The 16483-nt window shown below is 62.4% G+C and carries 23 protein-coding genes; 15 read left to right on the forward strand and 8 right to left on the reverse strand.

Features of this window, described 5'->3' with window-relative positions:
* The first annotated feature begins 19 nt into the window (after positions 1-19).
* A complete protein-coding gene (locus FR699_RS01580; protein WP_158853561.1) occupies positions 20-967 on the forward strand; it encodes a peptidylprolyl isomerase in 948 nt (315 codons plus the stop codon).
* A 19-nt stretch (positions 968-986) separates the two neighbouring features.
* Here the strand turns inward: FR699_RS01580 and FR699_RS01585 are convergent, their stop codons facing one another.
* The gene (locus tag FR699_RS01585; protein ID WP_158853563.1) at positions 987-1292 is read right to left on the reverse strand and encodes a hypothetical protein; all 306 of its coding nucleotides are present in this window, start codon (positions 1290-1292) and stop codon (positions 987-989) included.
* A gap of 238 nt (positions 1293-1530) precedes the next feature.
* Between FR699_RS01585 and FR699_RS01590 the strand changes: the two genes are divergently transcribed.
* Both FR699_RS01590 and FR699_RS01595 read left to right on the forward strand, forming a co-directional pair.
* Positions 1531-1929, forward strand: a complete 399-nt coding sequence (locus FR699_RS01590) for a hypothetical protein (RefSeq protein WP_158853565.1) — start codon at positions 1531-1533, stop codon at positions 1927-1929.
* A gap of 158 nt (positions 1930-2087) precedes the next feature.
* On the forward strand, positions 2088-2249 hold the full coding sequence (locus FR699_RS01595) for a hypothetical protein (RefSeq protein WP_195837558.1): 162 nt from the start codon (positions 2088-2090) through the stop codon (positions 2247-2249).
* 236 nt (positions 2250-2485) lie between these two features.
* Here the strand turns inward: FR699_RS01595 and FR699_RS01600 are convergent, their stop codons facing one another.
* Positions 2486-3115, reverse strand: a complete 630-nt coding sequence (locus FR699_RS01600; RefSeq protein WP_154552094.1) for a transcriptional regulator — start codon at positions 3113-3115, stop codon at positions 2486-2488.
* Between the two features lie 137 nt (positions 3116-3252).
* Between FR699_RS01600 and pyrB the strand changes: the two genes are divergently transcribed.
* A complete protein-coding gene (pyrB, locus tag FR699_RS01605; protein ID WP_158853567.1) occupies positions 3253-4170 on the forward strand; it encodes an aspartate carbamoyltransferase in 918 nt (305 codons plus the stop codon).
* Entirely contained in the window at positions 4167-4625 is a 459-nt protein-coding gene (pyrI, locus tag FR699_RS01610) for an aspartate carbamoyltransferase regulatory subunit (RefSeq protein ID WP_154552093.1), read from the forward strand. Before pyrB ends, pyrI begins: the two co-directional genes overlap by 4 nt.
* A gap of 328 nt (positions 4626-4953) precedes the next feature.
* Here the strand turns inward: pyrI and FR699_RS01615 are convergent, their stop codons facing one another.
* The gene (locus FR699_RS01615) at positions 4954-5517 is read right to left on the reverse strand and encodes an NUDIX hydrolase (RefSeq protein WP_154552092.1); all 564 of its coding nucleotides are present in this window, start codon (positions 5515-5517) and stop codon (positions 4954-4956) included.
* Between the two features lie 175 nt (positions 5518-5692).
* Here FR699_RS01615 and FR699_RS01620 point away from each other — a divergent pair, with 175 nt between their 5' ends.
* Genes FR699_RS01620 through FR699_RS01630 form a run of 3 tightly spaced genes read left to right on the forward strand, consistent with a single transcriptional unit; the run spans position 5693 to position 7069 of the window.
* The gene (locus FR699_RS01620) at positions 5693-5929 is read left to right on the forward strand and encodes a DUF1918 domain-containing protein (protein ID WP_154552091.1); all 237 of its coding nucleotides are present in this window, start codon (positions 5693-5695) and stop codon (positions 5927-5929) included.
* A gap of 7 nt (positions 5930-5936) precedes the next feature.
* A complete protein-coding gene (locus tag FR699_RS01625; RefSeq protein ID WP_154552090.1) occupies positions 5937-6368 on the forward strand; it encodes an RNA-binding protein in 432 nt (143 codons plus the stop codon).
* On the forward strand, positions 6368-7069 hold the full coding sequence (locus FR699_RS01630) for an RNase P subunit p30 family protein (RefSeq protein WP_154552089.1): 702 nt from the start codon (positions 6368-6370) through the stop codon (positions 7067-7069). Before FR699_RS01625 ends, FR699_RS01630 begins: the two co-directional genes overlap by 1 nt.
* A gap of 13 nt (positions 7070-7082) precedes the next feature.
* On the opposite strand, the gene FR699_RS01635 is transcribed toward FR699_RS01630, so the two are convergent.
* On the reverse strand, positions 7083-7976 hold the full coding sequence (locus FR699_RS01635) for a hypothetical protein (RefSeq protein WP_158853569.1): 894 nt from the start codon (positions 7974-7976) through the stop codon (positions 7083-7085).
* Positions 7977-8106: 130 nt separating this feature from the next.
* Here FR699_RS01635 and FR699_RS01640 point away from each other — a divergent pair, with 130 nt between their 5' ends.
* The 7 genes from FR699_RS01640 (at position 8107) to FR699_RS01670 (ending at position 13841) form a co-directional block, all read left to right on the forward strand.
* A complete protein-coding gene (locus FR699_RS01640) occupies positions 8107-8730 on the forward strand; it encodes a class I SAM-dependent methyltransferase (RefSeq protein ID WP_158853571.1) in 624 nt (207 codons plus the stop codon).
* Complete coding sequence (locus FR699_RS01645) at positions 8727-9206, forward strand: Rpp14/Pop5 family protein (protein WP_158853573.1); 480 nt, start codon at positions 8727-8729, stop codon at positions 9204-9206. Before FR699_RS01640 ends, FR699_RS01645 begins: the two co-directional genes overlap by 4 nt.
* A gap of 2 nt (positions 9207-9208) precedes the next feature.
* Positions 9209-10027, forward strand: coding sequence for an archaeal proteasome endopeptidase complex subunit alpha (gene psmA / locus FR699_RS01650; RefSeq protein WP_154552085.1), 819 nt, complete (start codon positions 9209-9211; stop codon positions 10025-10027).
* 101 nt (positions 10028-10128) lie between these two features.
* Positions 10129-10854, forward strand: coding sequence for a ribosome assembly factor SBDS (locus tag FR699_RS01655; protein ID WP_154552084.1), 726 nt, complete (start codon positions 10129-10131; stop codon positions 10852-10854).
* Positions 10855-10934: 80 nt separating this feature from the next.
* Positions 10935-11792, forward strand: coding sequence for a hypothetical protein (locus tag FR699_RS01660; protein ID WP_158853575.1), 858 nt, complete (start codon positions 10935-10937; stop codon positions 11790-11792).
* A 92-nt stretch (positions 11793-11884) separates the two neighbouring features.
* A complete protein-coding gene (locus tag FR699_RS01665) occupies positions 11885-12784 on the forward strand; it encodes a S49 family peptidase (RefSeq protein ID WP_158853577.1) in 900 nt (299 codons plus the stop codon).
* The gene (locus FR699_RS01670) at positions 12777-13841 is read left to right on the forward strand and encodes a DUF4350 domain-containing protein (protein WP_158853579.1); all 1065 of its coding nucleotides are present in this window, start codon (positions 12777-12779) and stop codon (positions 13839-13841) included. The genes FR699_RS01665 and FR699_RS01670 overlap by 8 nt, the downstream gene beginning before the upstream one ends.
* A gap of 39 nt (positions 13842-13880) precedes the next feature.
* Here the strand turns inward: FR699_RS01670 and FR699_RS01675 are convergent, their stop codons facing one another.
* From FR699_RS01675 to amrA, 4 genes are all read right to left on the reverse strand, one after another.
* Entirely contained in the window at positions 13881-14201 is a 321-nt protein-coding gene (locus tag FR699_RS01675) for an FUN14 domain-containing protein (RefSeq protein ID WP_154552082.1), read from the reverse strand.
* 129 nt (positions 14202-14330) lie between these two features.
* Positions 14331-15326 carry a transcription initiation factor IIB family protein gene (locus FR699_RS01680; RefSeq protein ID WP_154552081.1) on the reverse strand — a complete coding sequence of 332 codons (996 nt, stop codon included), beginning with the start codon at positions 15324-15326 and terminating at the stop codon, positions 14331-14333.
* Positions 15327-15488: 162 nt separating this feature from the next.
* A complete protein-coding gene (locus tag FR699_RS01685; RefSeq protein ID WP_154552080.1) occupies positions 15489-15773 on the reverse strand; it encodes a DUF357 domain-containing protein in 285 nt (94 codons plus the stop codon).
* 26 nt (positions 15774-15799) lie between these two features.
* Positions 15800-16444 (reverse strand): AmmeMemoRadiSam system protein A, encoded by a 645-nt coding sequence (amrA, locus tag FR699_RS01690; protein WP_158853581.1) that lies wholly within the window; start codon positions 16442-16444, stop codon positions 15800-15802.
* Between the last annotated feature and the right edge of the window lie 39 nt (positions 16445-16483).

Here is a 16483-nt window from a genome sequence, read left to right on the forward strand (position 1 = left end):
AACGGGACTCCTTTTCGGTATGACCGACGATTCCGCGGACGAGACGGCCGAGGAACAAACGCAAAGCGACGAGGCGACCGGTCTGGCGGAGGGTGACTTCGTTACGGTAGAATACACCGCACGGACCGTCGAGGATGGTAACCTCGTGGATACGACCAGTCAGGAAATCGCCGACGAGGAAGGCGTCGGTGAGGACGAAGAGTTCGAACCCCGGACGATCGTTCTGGGCGAAGGCCACCTCTTCGAACCCGTCGAGGAGGCCGTCATCGGCGAGGAAGTCGGCGAGGAAGGATCGGTCGTCGTCGCGGCCGACGACGCCTTTGGCGCCTACGACGAGGAAGAAGTCCGGACCGTCAGCGCCAACAAGATCCCCGAGGACGACCGCTATCCCGGCGCTCACGTCGACGTCGACGGCGAGCACGGCCACGTCGAGACGATCATCGGCGGGCGCGCTCGCGTCGACTTCAACCACCCACTCGCCGGTGAGGACATCGAGTACGAGTACGAGATCGTCGACACTGTCGAGGACCGCGAGGCCAAGGCCGAGAGTCTGCTCGAAACCATGCTCAGCATGGAACTCGACGTCTGGTTCGAGACCGACGTCGTGGAAGAAGAGGAAGTCGTCGACGACCCCGAAGAGCTCGAAGATGCCGACGACGACGAGGACGGCCCGGTCACCGAGACCGTCGAAGTCGAGAAGGACACGCTGTACATCGAGGCTACGCCTCAGCTGTCGATGAACCAGCAGTGGATGTTCCAGAAACAGCAGATCGCCCAGCAGTTCGTCGAACTGCTCGGTGTCGATCGCGTCATCGTCCAGGAGACGCTGGGCGATGGTGGCGGCATGATGGGCGGCATGATGCCCGGCATGGGCGGGGCCGGCGGTGGCGACCTCGAAGAAGCGCTCGAAGACGCAGACGTCGACGCCGACGAACTCGCCGAGGAACTGGACGTCGACGAGGAGTAAGGCTCCAACCCTGGGCGAGCTATCGCCAGGGAATCAGCCGATCGATCAACGGTGCAGTTCGATTTTCCCGTCCCAATCGGCGCGGTATCGATTGTCCGCGAGCTTTTAGTAGCGGCGTGTCGGTGCCCGATCGCTCGTACTCGTCGACGGCGGCCACCAGATTACCCACGGCTTCGATCCGGACGTCACCGATCGCCAGACAGCCGCTTTGTTGATCTTCGGCCACCCAGACTGGGTGGTCGACCCGTGTCGTCTCGGGCTCTCTGTACTCGATCCACGCCCGCTGACGGATGGTCTCTGCGTCGACGGACGTCTGCTGGTCCATACCGGAGCTATGGGCGCCGTTGACTAAACGATACCTCGGACACCCTGTCTGGTCCGGCGAGCGAAGCGAGAATGCTGCACTATCTCTGGAAAGCGAGCCGGTTCGTCCTGCGCCCGGCAAACCAGCTTTCGATGGTTTCGCCAGCACGTTATCGACGATACTGACCGACGATAGCCACGACTTCGCTGCCACTGGTGTTGTGGCAGAAACTATTTATTTCGCACTCAAAACTGTAGCCGTGCAATTCAAGCCCCTCCTCATCTGTTGCTGTCTCGTCCTCGCTGGATGTAGCGGGGCTCCTGACACGGCAACGGACTCGCCGGAACAGCGCTTCGATGGCGACGCCAACGCCGAGGTCACGGTGTACAATCCGACGAATGGGACGTGGAACGTGTCCTATCGAGTTGAACGCGGTGGCGTGGCCGTGTTGAACGCGACGCGATCCGTTCAACCCGGAACCGAGTGGGACGTGACCACAATCGACCGACCCGGAAACTATACGTTCACCATTTCGACTGTCGAGTGGATGGATTCCGCTTCAGTCCGACTGCCGCGTGCGGTTGGCGACCGCGAGAGCTATATCGAAGTCGCTGAAACAAACGGTGAATTCGGGCTCCGACTCCGCTGGGAGCAGTGACAGATCTGTTCGTGTGCTGGCCACATTTCCAGACAGGTCTGGCTCCTGCTATGGTCGGTTAGTGGCCGCAGTCGGCACCGGGATTGTGGAAAGAGTATTAGTGAGATGCAGCCGAACGATCGGGAGTGTCAGAACAGCCCTCCTCACAGTCGAATGGTTTGGTTCGCACAGAAACCAAGATTACCGCATTTTTCGTCGTCGTCGCTCTCGTATCGGTGTATGGGACAACAGCCGTCACCGACCGCCAATGGGTTCACTTCGCCGTGCTGCTCGGCGTTGGCGTTATCGTCCCGACACTCATCAACGAATGGCGCAACTGATCGGCTACTGCACCCGATACACTGTTTGACCACCGAGCGAAGCGGTCTGTGAACCCCTCCGTTCCATGGTGGCTTCGCTTCATCAATGGGGGCTGTAGATCTCTCGAAGTGTCCGCGTCGAACGAAGTGAGACGCGGTTCTCTCCGAACGCGCCGGCCGGCGCGTTCGGAGGAGTTTTTGGTCCAGCTTTTTGCGAGGGGGGTTCACTCTGCGAACCCACCGCAGTAAAAAGGTGGTCAGGCGATATCGCGGCTGGTGTCGATGCTGACCTCTTCGACCAGATCGAGTTTGATGACGCTGGTCGGGGCACGGCCGCCGCGGAACTTGGGGATCGCCAGCCGGTTCTCGACCTCGTCGTTGGCGATCGTGGTGTGGAGGTCGAAGACGACGTCGGCGAAGTGTTCGGTCGTGTCCCGCAGCGGTGGGACACCTCGGCCGTCCAGGCAGTGCAGGACGGCGAGACTCCCCGTGTTGAAGATGTGATTCTGGAGGTCGTTCATGAAACTCCGGAACCGGGAGGGTGGCTCCTGTGCTTCGAGGACGTCTAAGGGGTCGATGATGAGGTTGGACGTCTCCGGGAGCGCACTGACGAGTTTGCCGGCGTTGTCGAGTGGGGCCTCACCGGAGACGTGTCTGACCGTCGGCTGGCCGGTAGCCGTCGGGGACTGTTCGAGACTGTCCTTGATCGCCTGTTCGGACCGATCCAGTGAGAGATACAGCGTGCCGCGTGTCGCCGTCAGCTCGTAGAGAAACAACTCTGCCTGGCTGGCTGGCGTCGCGTTCAGCACGACGATAGAACCGGCCGGGAGCCCACCATCGAGTTTCCGGTCGAGGACGTCGATCCCGGTCCGGAGCCGATCGGCCATGTGTCATCTATAACAATAGATAGCCACGCGATTAAAGATTCCGGATTGAGGGGTCGTGGTGACTGCTTGGGCCGTTTTCTCGCGCACTTCGGGGCGTGTCGGGGGATTCAAGAACCAGGCGAGCGGGGATGTGATCGATGCGTCACGACCACATCATCAGCGCCAAACAACTCTCGCGGGCCGATATCGAGGAGGTGTTGGATCGGGCGGCCGAGATGGACGACGATCCGGCGGCGTTCACCCAGCGCCACCCCGGCGCGCTGCTTGGCCTGCTCTTTTTCGAGCCGAGCACGCGCACGAAAATGAGTTTCACGGCGGCGATCAAGCGCCTGGGCGGAGACATCGTGGACATGGGGCCAGTGGAGTACTCCAGCGTCGAGAAGGGAGAGAGCCTCGCAGATACGGTCCGTGTCGTCGAAGGGTACGCCGACGCCCTCGTTATGCGCCATCCCAGCGAGGGTTCAGCCAAGATGGCCAGCGAGTTCGTCGACGTCCCGCTCATCAACGCGGGCGATGGAGCCGGCCAGCATCCGACCCAGACGCTGCTTGATCTCTATACGATCCGAGAAAACGCCGGTCTGGATGACCTCACGATCGGCATTATGGGCGACCTGAAGTACGGTCGCACCGTCCATTCGCTGGCCCACGCGCTGACGAACTTCGATGCGACCCAACACTTCATCAGCCCGGAGAGTCTCAAACTCCCGCGGTCGGTTCGCTACGACCTCCACGAGGAGGGGGCGACGATCAGAGAACACACCCAACTCGAACCCATTCTCGACAGTCTGGACGTCCTGTACGTGACCCGCATTCAGAAAGAGCGCTTCCCGGACGAGAGTGAGTATCGGGCTGTCGCCGGCGAGTACCAGATCGACGCTGAGACCGTAGCGGGGGCTGGCGACGAGCTGACCGTCCTGCATCCGCTCCCGCGAGTCGACGAAATTGACCACGACGTCGATCGTACAGACCACGCACAGTTCTTCGAGCAGGCCCACAACGGGGTGCCCGTTCGGATGGCACTCCTCGATCTGCTGTTGGAGGGTGAGTCGGCATGAGTACCGACGAGCAACTCCGCGTCAGCAAGATCCCGCGTGGGACGGTCATCGATCATATCACTGGTGGGGAAGCGATGCACGTCCTCTCGATTCTCGGTATCGAGGGCGGGGACGGCGACACCGTAAGTATCGTCATGAACGCCCCGAGCGACCGCCTCGGAGCCAAAGATATCGTCAAAGTCGAGGACCGGGAGCTAAGCCAGGCCGAACTCGACGTCCTCTCGCTGATTGCACCCGCGGCGACGATCAACATTATCCGGGACTTCGAGGTTATCGAGAAACACCGCGTCTCCCGGCCCGCAGAAGTCGTTGGGGTCCTCTCGTGCCCGAACCACAATTGCATCACGACCGGGAACGAGCCGGTCGACTCACGCTTCGATGTCCTCGATGAGGGCGTGCGCTGTGCGTACTGTGAGACGATCGTTCGTGACGATATCGCCGACCTGATCGACTGACAGGCGGCCTGTCCGTCGTCGATTGGGTCGTCTGTCGATCCAGTGTCGGGGCGTTTCACTGGAGATGGCAGGATTGGCTGGCCTTCCAGAAACGTTTTTAGGCCACTGGGTGGACAGTTTAGGTGATGTCGAAAAAGAAACTACTGGTCGCCCTGGTCGTTGTCGCCTTCGTAGTCGCTATGGTGAAGAAATCGAAGGGAGACTGAGGTATCGTCGGGGGTGATCCGCCATCGGTGTGGGAGTGACGTTCCGTGTCGGATCATCCTCCTCCGGATCGTTACGACTGGTAGTGGCAACTATCGCTGGGCGTGATACTGTTGGATTCGTCTTACCCGTCTCTCTTCCGTGTTTCGAGCCAGCGCGTGAGGACATCTCTATCACGCGCGTCCCTCGGTAGCGTCTCGAACCACTCGGCGTCAGTGATCTCGGCGTCGGGGTCTTCGACCGTTAGCGTCGTCGTTTCGGCTCGGGCTTCGTAGATCGGGAGGACCCCCCACGTTTCGTACTCGTCACAGTAGAATTCGACACGACCCAGTAGCTCGAGCCCGCAATAGGAGCCGTCGATACCTGCTTCTTCGCGCAGCTCGCGCCTGGCGGCCGCCCGAAACGATTCGTCGCCACTGATCTCACCGCCTGGCAGGACCCACTTGCCAACGGCCTCGTGTCGGACGAGCAATAGCGCGTCGTCGTTGGTCGCGACGGTGTGGGCCCCGTACGGGAGGCCATTGTCCTGGATCCGGGCCGTGATCGTCTCAAAGCGGGGCCGAGAGACGTGTCGCGTCCGGGTAAACTCCATGACGTCGGTAGCTCCCTCACGGAGCCCATGATACGTCTGTTCGGCCTGCTGGGCGGCTTCCTCGGCACGGTACCACAGGTTGTCGACGACCGTCATCCGCCCGAACGTCCGCGCTCGTCTGTCCTCAGCCCGCGATCCGATCGCTTGCTACCGAACGTCCGAACAGTCATAGCTCGAACTTGGACGGTCACTGGCTTAAGTGTTCGACACCGCGAACCGGCGTGTGAGCCGAATCAGTCCCTTTTTAGTCGCCACTCCAATACCGATGGGTATGGCATTCGAAGAAGACGATCACGTCACCTTGCATGACGAACACAGTGAGTTCGACGGCGAAACCGGGACCGTCACCCAGATCATGGAGACGATGTTCGGCGACGCGACCTACACGGTCGAGTTCGCGGAAGGCCGCGAGCAGGGTGTCCCGGAAGACGCCCTCGAAGCAGCCCCCGAGGCCGAAGACGAACCCGAGGACGAGGACGCGGAACCAACCGACGAGTCGGACGCCTGATCGCTCGATGTCGACGGTCCCGTTCCACTACGTCGATCTGCGGACGTTCTGCTATGCGACCGAAGACGACGCGCGCATCGAGGACGCGTTGGGGACGTTCCTGCCCGAGGACGCGCCCATCGAGCGCGCCGAGACCGAGGGCCACCACGGCGATCGCATCCTCATTCTCTCGACGCGGCTGGAACGGGCCGACGAGATCAGACACGTCCTCTCACAGGTCGACTCGTTGTCCGAGACTGAACGGGGGCAGTTTCTCGACCAACTCGAGGATCGGATCGACGAGAACTGTTCGTTTTTCCTGACGCTGGACAAGCAGGCGGCTTACAACGGGACCGTCAAGCGTGGGGATGGTATCACGCTCCGGGGTAAAGTCGAGGCCTATCCGGCCGAGAAAGACCGGGCCGTCGCGAACGTCCGTGAGGCCTTCGAGGGGTCGTGATGTACGAGGCGGTCCACGCCAGGCCGGACGGCGAAGCCACCGTTGCCCGGTTTGTCTCGACCGCTGCCGAATACGGGTTCGACGGGATCGTCGTTCGCAATCACGGCGACGCATTGCCCGCGTACGATCGGGCGTCGATCGCAGACACCTATGGTATCGATGTCGTCTCGGGCGTGGAGATCCACGCCGAGGATCGCTCCCGTGCAAGCGGATTCATCGGCAACCATCGCGAGTCACGGACGATCGTAGCAGTCCACGGTGGTGACCTCGACATGAATCGCTTCGCCGTCGAACAGCCGGCGGTCGACGTCCTCGCTCATCCGATGGCAGGGGACGGCGACGTCGATCACGTCGTCGTCAAAACGGCCGCCGAAAACGGTGTCCATCTGGAGTACTCTCTCAGGCACGTACTACGGGCCGAGGGCGGTCAACGCGTTGCTGCCCTCCGTGATCTGCAGAAATTGCAAGACCTCATCGAGGAGTACGATGCCCCCTACGTCGTCAGTGCCGACCCCCGGACTCATCTCCAGTTGCGCGCGCCACGAGACCTGGCGGCGGTCGGCGAGGCACTCGATTGTTCGGCTGCCTGGATCGAGGCAGGCCTGGCGGCTTGGGGTGCACTCGCGACGCGTAACCGCGAGCGCGCGAGCGACAATTTCGTCGAACCGGGTATCCGTCTGGCGGACACAGACGATCGCTGATCGGCAGCGTCGATCAGCGATTGTCGGGACGGCCCTGGCCAGGGCCACTGTAAAGACGGGTGAGCACCATGCTTGCGTGGGACGCCAGTAGTTCAAGCAGTTGCTCGTCTTCCGTCGATATCGGCTCGGCCGTGTCCCTGATCGCGACGAGCACCCCCGTCGTCGCGGCCGTGTTTTCCAGTCGGACTGTCAGTACCGAGGCGACATCTGCGGGCACGCTCTCGCCTTCGTGAACGGCCACGACGGCCTCGTCTTCGGCCGCGTGACGGGCGATCGACCGGAGCTGGGATTCGAAGCTGTTCGAGACCGTACTGGAGGTGATCGGCGTGTCTTCGGGGCCGACTTCGACGAAGGCGGTCTCTGAGAGGCTTAGCAGCGAGGAGAGTCCCTCGATACAGTAGGCGCTGACTTCTTCGACGGTCGTCGCCTGGGCGAGTGCGCGCCCGTAGTTGTTGAGGTCGGCCGCTTTGCGGGCGAACGCTTCGGTTCGGTCACGTTCTGCCTCCAGTTTCTGCCGGTGTTGCTGGCTCTGTGCGTCGTAGAGCCCGACGACGGTGCCCGCGACGGCACCGACTGTGATGCTATCTGCGGTAATGTATGTGGCTCGCTGGAGGGTTCCCGTCGCGACGCGCTGGCTGAACAACGTTAGCGCAGCCACCGACGCCAACAGGAGGGTTCCGCCGACGGCCCAGGCGGCGATCCGCGGCAGATATTCCTCGAATTGTTCGCTACTGGCCAGCCAGTAGCCCGCAAAGGACAGTGACAGTCCAAGCAGCGCGAACGGGGCACCGTCGACGACGATCGCGATCGGTACCGCAGTTTGTTCGGTTGCGTGTAGCAACTGGACGCCCGCGAGCAGGACGCCGACGATGCCGAACGTCGCCCCGTAGAGGTGGCGCCGATCCATGCCATCGACCACGTAGACCGGGCAATTTAGCCTTCCGGTGGTTCAAACCGTTGGCCCTGGCACAAGATTGCAGCCACGATGACGGCGGCTGTCCCGTGGCGTTGAAAGCCTTCGATCCGCAACTAACGGTATGAAACGCTCCATCGAGGACCACGCCGCCCGCTTCGACAAGGCCGCTGCTACGTACGACAGCGAGGGGAGCCCGGAGTATCGGGCGGCCGCCGATCTCGTGACCGACCACGCCGCACCCGAACCGAACGATGTCGTGCTCGATCTGGGAACTGGCACGGGAGCGATCGCCCTCGCGCTTTCCGAGACGGCCGGCGAGGTAATCGGCCGAGACATCAGCGAGGGGATGCTCGATCAGGCCAGCGAGAAAGCCACCGATGCCGGTCTCGACAACATCTCCTTTGGCACGGGCCGGTTCCGCGAGCCGAACGTGCCGGCCGACGCCGCCGTCGATATCGTGGTCTCGAACTTCGCGATGCACCATCTCGACGACGCAGCGAAAGGCGAGGCAATCGAGACGATCGCGGCGCTTGGCCCGCGGCGATTCGTCCTCGGTGACGTCATGCTGTTTGGCGAGGCCGATCCGTCCGAACCCTTTTACTCGCCCGAGGTCGACGACCCGGCGACAGTCGGAACGTTGGCGGATGCCCTGACCTCGGCCGGGTTCGCCCTGTCGGCCGTCGAACGCGTCCACGATCAGGTTGGCGTACTGGTCGCTGAACGGGCGGTGGGGGACGACTCGTGAATCCGCTGCCGAAACACGTCCGCCAGCGCTGGCGATATTTGGCCGTTGAGTTTGAGGGGTGGCCGGACCTCGCGATCGATCGGCGGACGCTCCAGCGGGAATTGTGGTTCGCCGCACAGAATTTGCTCGGTGACGTTGGCTCGGCCCGGGTCGATCTCACTGTCGAACAGTTCACCTTCGAAGACGGGACGGGCAACGCCATCGTCCGGACGCGCCGCGGGGCGGTCTCGGACGCTCGCGCTGTTTTGACTTGTCTCGATACCGTTGATGACGAGCCAGTCGGCGTCCGCGTCAGCGGCGTCAGCGGCACGGTGCGTGCGTGTGAAGAAAAGTATTTAGGAAGTCGCCCGGAAGCCACCGAGCACAGCGACGTCGCCTTCGCGGGTGCTGACCGCTCCGCCGTCGTCCGGAACGGCTGTGTCGACGTGCAGATCGGCGAGGAGTTCCTCGGGGCGACGCAACGCGATCTCGAGTAACTATGCAGGGACAATCCCAACAGCAGGCCTACGACCGCGGAATCACGATCTTCTCACCGGACGGTCGCCTCTACCAGGTCGAGTACGCCCGGGAAGCCGTCAAGCGCGGGACGGCGAGCATCGGCGTCAGGACGGCCGATGGCGTCGTTCTCGCCGTCGACAAGCGTATCCGATCACCGTTGATGGAGCGATCCTCCGTCGAGAAAATCCACAAGGCAGACGACCACATCGGCATCGCCTCGGCTGGCCACGTCGCCGACGCCCGCCAGCTCATCGACTTCGCTCGCCGGCAGACACAGGTCAATCAGCTTCGGTACGGCGAAGCGATCGGCGTCGAGACACTCACCAAGCAAGTCACCGATCACATCCAGCAGTACACCCAGATCGGCGGTGCGCGGCCCTTCGGCGTCGCCTTGATCATCGCCGGCGTCAGTGACGGCGAGCCCCGACTGTACGAGACTGATCCGTCCGGGACGCCCTACGAGTGGAAGGCACTCGCGATCGGGGCCGACCGTGGCGATATCCGGGAGTACCTCGAAGCGAACTACGACGAGGAGATGGATCTCGACGCGGGTGTCGGGCTCGCACTCGAAGCGATGGCTGCGGTCAACGACGGCGAACTCGCGCCCGAAGGAATCGGCGTCGCGACGATCAGTGTCGAGGACGCCCAGTTCAGCGAACTCACTGACGACCAGAAACAAGCCCATCTCGACGATCTCGGATTGCTTCCTGCAGCCGACGAGGCCCCAGGCGATGAGGCCGAGGACACAGACGAGGAAGCGACCGACGAGTCGGACGCTGACGAGACCGACGACGAGTAACGGGCCATCGCGTTCAGTGTCTCGGGCTGGATTTTCTCGTGGCCGTTTCGTCGCGGGGTCGTTCGGAAACACCTTTGTCGGGGGATTGTGTAGGTCTCGGTATGATATCGCTTGACGAGGCAGTGACGGCTCGACTCGAGTCACATGGCCAGCGCTTCGAGGTACTCGTCGACCCGGACGCGGCCCTGGCTATCAAGCGCGACGAGTTCGACGACGAACTCGAGGACGTCATCGCCGCCGAAGACGTCTTCGAGGATGCCTCGCGTGGCGACCGCCCGCCCGAGGAGTCGCTCGAAGAAGTCTTCGAGACGACCGATCCCCTGGCCATTATCCCACAGGTTATCACAGACGGTGAGATCCAGATTACTGCCGACCAGCGCCGCGAGATGCAACAGCGCAAACACCGGGAACTCGTCCAGCGCATCACCCGCAACGCCGTCAACCCGCAGATGGATGACGCGCCACACCCGCCAGACCGTATCGAGTCCGCCCTCGAAGAGGCAGGCTTCCAGGTCGATCCGATGGAACCAGTCGAAAACCAGGTTGAGGACGCCTTAGAGCAACTACGACCGATCATTCCGATCCGCTTCGACGAGGTTACCGTCGCGGTCCAGCTGCCGGCCGATTACGCGGGCAGCGGCCAAGCGAAGATTCGGGAATTTGGCGACCTCGAACGCGAGGAGTGGCAGGCCGATGGCTCTTGGGTCGGCGTGGTGACCTTCCCGGCGGGGCTGCAAAACGACTTCTACGAACTCGCAAACGAAGTGTCCAGTGGCGAAGCTGAGACACAGATTCTCAAAGACGAGGACGACATCAAGACGCGGTAGCGTCGCGTTGTCTCACTTGTGGCCCTTTGGTGGGATACCGACCGAATGGCTATTGTCGCTCCGTCATCAACCGTCGATCGATGGCCCGCCACTCAGTTTTCGATCGGTACCGACGGCCGGCGTACACCGGCGACAACCGGTGTCTCCCGTGTACCGTCACGAACACGCTCATCGCCGTCTTGGGTGGCCAACTGGTGGCCGGGGGACTGCTCGTAGCCGGTCAGTCGCTGCCGATCGCCGCCGCCGTCGGGGGACTGGCGATACTTTTCGGACTCGCTCAGATCTGGCTTCGGGGCTACCTCGTCCCGGGGACACCGACGTTGACGAAGCGGTACTTTCCACCGTGGCTGTTGCAGCTGTTTGGCAAAGAATCGGCCCCCAACGCACAGGCGATGCTCGACGCCGAGCAGCAACGTGACGTCGAAGACATCCTCGTAGACGCCAACGCCCTCCAGTTCGACGAGACGGGCGAGGATTTCGAACTGGTTGATACCTTCGCGACGGCGTGGCAGGCTGCTATCGACGACGTTGCCGAGGCAGACGATCTTCCGGGACACATCGAGACGGCCTTCGGTGTCGAGGGCGCGATCCAGGTCGAGGAGACCGAGCGGGCGACGATCGTCCGTCTCGACAACCGCATCATGGGCCGGTGGGAATCCCGGGCTGCCATGATTGCCGACGTCGCAAGCTGTGCGATCCTGGCCGACCGCTATGAGGGCTGGGCGGACCTCCCGCCCGCCCAGCGGGGGCACCTCGCCGGCGGCCTGCGGCTGTACATCGAGCAGTGTCCGGCTTGTGGCGGCCCGACGTCGTTCGACACTGAGACGACGACCTCCTGCTGTTCGGAGCACGAAGTCGCTACTGTTTCTTGTGTGTCCTGTGGCGTTCGGCTGTTCGAAATTCCTGTCGAGTCGGCGGCGATTGAACCAGCAGTGTGACGTGCCGTTGCTGGCACTTTCATATTGCCACAGCGTACATTCTCGAATAGAAACGTTAATCCCGTCTGCGCTGGGCAGGTTCCCATGCCAGCATGGCAACTAATTCAGACGCGACGGGTCGATCCCTGGCGACCTACGGGATCGTCGTCGTCGCGGCCGTCCTGATTGGCACCGCTCTTGCGCCGCAAGTGTGGGGCGTGGTCGCCGATGACGGAGAGAGCGATGCTGTCGCCGTGGTCGAGGTCAGCGGCTCGATCACCGGCGATAGTGTCGATTCGCTCCGCGAGACGCTCCGTAACGTGCGCGCAAACGAATCGATCAAAGCAGTCGTTTTGGAAGTCGATAGCCCCGGTGGCTCGGCAGCTGCAAGCGAGTCGCTGTATCTCGCTGTCAACGAGACGGCCAGTGAGATGCCCGTCGTCGCGTCCGTCCAGAGTACGGCGGCATCGGGGGCGTACTACGGGATGGCGCCCAGCGAGAAGATCTACGCCTTGCCGTCCTCGACGATCGGCAGTATCGGTGTCTACGCGACGAAACCCTCGACCGTTCCTGACCAGTACGTCCGGTCTGGGCCAGACAAAGGGACGCGTGGGACGACCGAGGACGTCCGCGAGACTGTCGAACAGCTACAGCGGGCCTTCCTCGAAACAGTCATGGTCCACCGTGAGGCCCAGCTCGATCTCACTCGCGGACAGATCGCTCACGGGAACGTCTACACTGGTGCCGAGAGCGTCTCCAACGGGCTGGCAGACGAAATCGGCACTCTCGACAGTGCGATCGGCGCTGCTGCCCAACGGGCGGATCTCGACACGTACGACATCGTTCACCGTGAACTCGACCAACGTCAGATTGTCTTGTTCTCGCAGGCCAACGAGACGACTGCCGTGTCTGTCAGTGACGACCAGTTCGGCTACGAGGGCGTCGACACGACCCAATATCTCATGCTCTGGGGCCACCTGGAGAACGTCGAGGGGGTGAGTGCCGATGAGTAGTCTCGGCCGATACGTGGCTGCGTTCGTCGTCGTTCTTGGGGCCGTCCTCGCGATCGCCGCTGTCGGGCCAGCGATCGTCCCGTCCTCGGCTGGGACGAACGTCACCGGCCAGTCACCGGCCCACTACCAGCCTTCGAATCTAGCCCTGGACACCATCGAGAAGACCGGGACTGTTGCCGTCGACGACGTCTCGGAGACAAAAACTGTCGTGATCGATCTGGCACACAGCAATTCGATCACTCGCGAGGATGTGACCCCACTCATCTCCGCGCTCGTCGAGTCCGGTCACGAGGTACAGTTTGCCGGGGGAAGCGAACGATCCTACGCCAGAGAGTCGAAGTTCAACGCGACACTTCAGGACGCCGACGCGTACGTCGTCGCTGCCCCAAGTAGGCAGTTTACTCCTGACCATGTGAGTGCTGTCGGGGCGTACGCCGAGGCAGGCGGACGGGTTCTGTTGCTCGAAGAGAGTCCAAGTGCCGGTAGCGTCAGTTCGATGGGCCTGTTCGTTTCGATCGATCGGGGGGGTATCGAGGGTCAACTCGGGCCGCTCGGGAGCCGGTTCGATCTCGCGTTCGGGACCAGTTACCTCTACAACGCGAGCCACGAGAGTGTGAACTTCAAAGCCGTCTTCGCCGAGCCCACGGGCGAGGATCCACTCCTCGATGGCGTCGAGGAAGTCGTCTTCCGTGACGCCGTACCGGTCGTGCGTGGTACCGACGCCACTGCATTGCTACGCACTGACGATGGGACGCGTCTCGAATCTACACGCGAATCGAGCGCATATACCGTTCTCGCGCGGAACGGCAATGTGACCGCTGTCGGGGACACCACCTTCCTCACGCCTCGGTCGGTTCAGGAGGGTGATAACGAGGTGCTCGTCGGCAATCTGGCTACCTTCCTCGTGGACGGACAGAAAGATCCGTGCGTCCCGACGACCGAAGCAGCGTCGAGCGAATACCCCTCGAGTCCGCCAGTGACAGTCGAAGCGCCGTCGGAGAATACGACTGGCGGTTCGGGATCCGGTGGCGTCGCCGGGTCGAGCCAGCAGTGTTGAGACTGTCGGGTTGAGTGGTCAAAAACGGAGTTTCGCCACCTACGCTTTTTTGAAGCCGAGCATGAAGCCACCGGCGAAACTCGCGCCGATCCCGGCCGTCGAGACGAACGTCTCGATGACGGTTTGGCCGGCTTGGGCAGCTTGTTCGGAGGCGTTTGCCGAGGCGTTCGTGAGGCGTTCCCAGTTCACTGAGAGTACGCCCCGCGATTCGAGGAATTTGAACAGCATCAACTCTAGCCCGATGATGATTGCGATGATTTTGGCGATCTTCTTTGCAGCAAAGCCGATTACGGCACCGACGATGGCGCTGCCCCCCATTTGCGCGCCTAATTGCGTCGGGTCGATATTCTCCAGTACCATGACCGAGAAGTCACTGTCGATCAATAAGTCTCTTGTGCCCGATGGCGGCCGTGGTAATCGCGATCGCGTCCGTCGAAACGTGACAGGGAAGCGCCACGCTGTCCGTGGTGGTGACGACTGTGGCCCAGCTTAGAGGCCGTCGAGCGATTCTTCGCTTTCGAGCAGTTCCTTGTAGCGGTTGCGGATCGTGACTTCGGAAATGTTTGCGACCTCGCTGATCTCACTCTGTGTGATCCGCTCGTTGCACAGCAAGGCCGCCGCATAGATCGATGCCGCGGCCAGTCCGACGGGGCTCTTTCCGCTGAGGACACCGGCTTCCCGCGCCGAGGAGAGCAGATCACGCGCTCGATTGGTCACTTCCTCGGGAAGGTCCAGATCCGAGATGAACCGGGGGACGTAACTCTCGGGGTCGGCTGGCTTGATCTCTAGATTCAGCTCTCGGACGACGTATCGGTAGGTCCGGGTCAATTCCATGCGTTCGACCCGAGAGACCCGCGTGAATTCGTCGAGACTCCGTGGAACGCCCGCCTGACGGGCAGCGGCGTACAGCGAGGCGGTAGCGACACCTTCGATGGAGCGACCGGGCAGGAGGTCTTCGTCCAAGGCCCGGCGATAGATGACAGAAGCGGTTTCGCGGACGTTCTCGGGGAGGCCGAGCGCGCTCGCCATCCGGTCGATCTCACCGAGAGCCTGCTTGAGGTTCCGTTCTTTGGAGTCCCTGGTGCGGAAGCGTTCGTTCCAGGTCCGGAGGCGCTGCATCTTCTCGCGTTGGCGACTGGACAGCGAGTTGCCGTAGGCGTCTTTGTCTTGCCAGCCGATGTTCGTCGAGAGGCCCTTATCGTGCATCATGTTCGTCGTCGGCGCGCCGACGCGGGACTTCTCGTCTTTCTCTTTGGCGTCGAAGGCACGCCATTCCGGGCCGGGATCGATCTCGTCTTCCTCGACGACCAGTCCACACTCGCTACACACCGTCTCACCGCGTTCGGCGTCGCTCGTCAACGAACCACCACACTCCGGACAGTGTTCCTGCTCGCTCTGGGTTTCTTCATCAGCTCGTTCGCGCTGCTCGGTCGGTCGCTCACTCGTTTCGTCTCGGGTGTACAGGGGTGTCGTCGTTTCACTCATGATGGGTGGACGCGGGCAACCGCAGAGGAAAATATTAGTACTCTCGGTTGCCGTTGGTAATCTATAGTAAGTCCGAAAAGTATATAAATCTTTCCCAAACCCTTATCGCCACACGGCAACTAGGTACTCGGTCACACCCGCATCGACCGACCGCTGCCAAACTCACACGGTAAAAAGGTGTCCCTCTTCGGGAACGTCGAACAGCCCGATCCGGGCCCCGGCATCGAGCCAGGCGTGGCCGTAGGAGAACGCCGCCAGCGCATTGACCAGGTCGTCTTCGGCCCGGAAGTGGCGGCCGTCTTCGAGGTACGACCGGGCCATCTCCAAGCAGTCGGTCGCTGCGTCGCCGAGTGGCGTCGTCTCGGGCGCCAGCACCGTCGCTTCTTCGAGGGCCCTCGCCAACAATCGCTCGTAGCGGTCGGTCTTTTCGGTGAGATCGGCAGGCATGGCCCGCTCTATTCGGGGTCGCCCCCTCAATCTGTCGACCGCTCGCCCGCGGCCGACTGGCCTGCCGAGCGCGTATACTCATCGACGGTGACAGGGCCGTTCGGTGACTCCTCGGCGAAGACCTGTGCCGAAAAGCGCTTGACGGTCGTCTCGGCTTCCCGCCAGGCAGCCTCTGGAAGGCCGGCTTTCCGGGCTGTCTGGGCGAGAAACTGTTGGGCCGACCACTCCTGCTCGACCGCGACCTGTGGCAACAGCAGGCCGGTCTGTCGCCCCTTCGAGACGATCAAGCCGTCTCGGCCGATCTCGATCGAGGAAGGCACCTCCCCCGAAACAGTCACCGGTGGCGTCAGGACGCTCACCGAGACGGTAACGGCGTCGAGTTCGTCGGCCGAAAGCGGCGGGAATCGCGGATCGTCGCTGGATGCGCCGACGGCTGCAGCCTGCAATCCGTCCGAAAGGGGCTGTGCCGGTCGCGGCCGACCGATACAGCCCCGCAACTGGCCGTCCAATTGCAGCGTCACGAAGACGCCACGCTCCTCGTCGAGGACGTCGAGATCCGGAGCTGCCGGCGCCGATCCGTCGGTCGCGGCCGCGGTCACGACTGCCCGGGCATGTTCGACCAGGCGCTGGCCGGTCCCGCTGTCGAGGCGCGCCGCGTCCCCAGGTGACATCGCTACCTCCCGATAGGGCTGCCAGCTCCGTACCGAGCG

Source organism: Halorhabdus sp. CUG00001, from assembly GCF_009797925.1.
Lineage (GTDB): Archaea > Halobacteriota > Halobacteria > Halobacteriales > Haloarculaceae > Halorhabdus.

What these genes read in the sequence shown, in the direction of transcription:
- FR699_RS01670 (WP_158853579.1), top strand. Translation starts at nt 12,777, where the DNA reads ATGAGTAGTCTCGGCCGATACGTGGCTGCGTTCGTCGTCGTTCTTGGG.
- FR699_RS01585 (WP_158853563.1), bottom strand. Translation starts at nt 1,292, where the DNA reads ATGGACCAGCAGACGTCCGTCGACGCAGAGACCATCCGTCAGCGGGCG.
- FR699_RS01660 (WP_158853575.1), top strand. Translation starts at nt 10,935, where the DNA reads ATGGCCCGCCACTCAGTTTTCGATCGGTACCGACGGCCGGCGTACACC.
- FR699_RS01675 (WP_154552082.1), bottom strand. Translation starts at nt 14,201, where the DNA reads ATGGTACTGGAGAATATCGACCCGACGCAATTAGGCGCGCAAATGGGG.
- amrA (WP_158853581.1), bottom strand. Translation starts at nt 16,444, where the DNA reads ATGTCACCTGGGGACGCGGCGCGCCTCGACAGCGGGACCGGCCAGCGC.
- psmA (WP_154552085.1), top strand. Translation starts at nt 9,209, where the DNA reads ATGCAGGGACAATCCCAACAGCAGGCCTACGACCGCGGAATCACGATC.
- FR699_RS01685 (WP_154552080.1), bottom strand. Translation starts at nt 15,773, where the DNA reads ATGCCTGCCGATCTCACCGAAAAGACCGACCGCTACGAGCGATTGTTG.
- FR699_RS01635 (WP_158853569.1), bottom strand. Translation starts at nt 7,976, where the DNA reads ATGGATCGGCGCCACCTCTACGGGGCGACGTTCGGCATCGTCGGCGTC.
- FR699_RS01620 (WP_154552091.1), top strand. Translation starts at nt 5,693, where the DNA reads ATGGCATTCGAAGAAGACGATCACGTCACCTTGCATGACGAACACAGT.
- FR699_RS01640 (WP_158853571.1), top strand. Translation starts at nt 8,107, where the DNA reads ATGAAACGCTCCATCGAGGACCACGCCGCCCGCTTCGACAAGGCCGCT.
- FR699_RS01680 (WP_154552081.1), bottom strand. Translation starts at nt 15,326, where the DNA reads ATGAGTGAAACGACGACACCCCTGTACACCCGAGACGAAACGAGTGAG.
- FR699_RS01665 (WP_158853577.1), top strand. Translation starts at nt 11,885, where the DNA reads ATGGCAACTAATTCAGACGCGACGGGTCGATCCCTGGCGACCTACGGG.
- FR699_RS01630 (WP_154552089.1), top strand. Translation starts at nt 6,368, where the DNA reads ATGTACGAGGCGGTCCACGCCAGGCCGGACGGCGAAGCCACCGTTGCC.
- pyrI (WP_154552093.1), top strand. Translation starts at nt 4,167, where the DNA reads ATGAGTACCGACGAGCAACTCCGCGTCAGCAAGATCCCGCGTGGGACG.
- pyrB (WP_158853567.1), top strand. Translation starts at nt 3,253, where the DNA reads ATGCGTCACGACCACATCATCAGCGCCAAACAACTCTCGCGGGCCGAT.
- FR699_RS01580 (WP_158853561.1), top strand. Translation starts at nt 20, where the DNA reads ATGACCGACGATTCCGCGGACGAGACGGCCGAGGAACAAACGCAAAGC.
- FR699_RS01600 (WP_154552094.1), bottom strand. Translation starts at nt 3,115, where the DNA reads ATGGCCGATCGGCTCCGGACCGGGATCGACGTCCTCGACCGGAAACTC.
- FR699_RS01625 (WP_154552090.1), top strand. Translation starts at nt 5,937, where the DNA reads ATGTCGACGGTCCCGTTCCACTACGTCGATCTGCGGACGTTCTGCTAT.
- FR699_RS01655 (WP_154552084.1), top strand. Translation starts at nt 10,129, where the DNA reads ATGATATCGCTTGACGAGGCAGTGACGGCTCGACTCGAGTCACATGGC.
- FR699_RS01615 (WP_154552092.1), bottom strand. Translation starts at nt 5,517, where the DNA reads ATGACGGTCGTCGACAACCTGTGGTACCGTGCCGAGGAAGCCGCCCAG.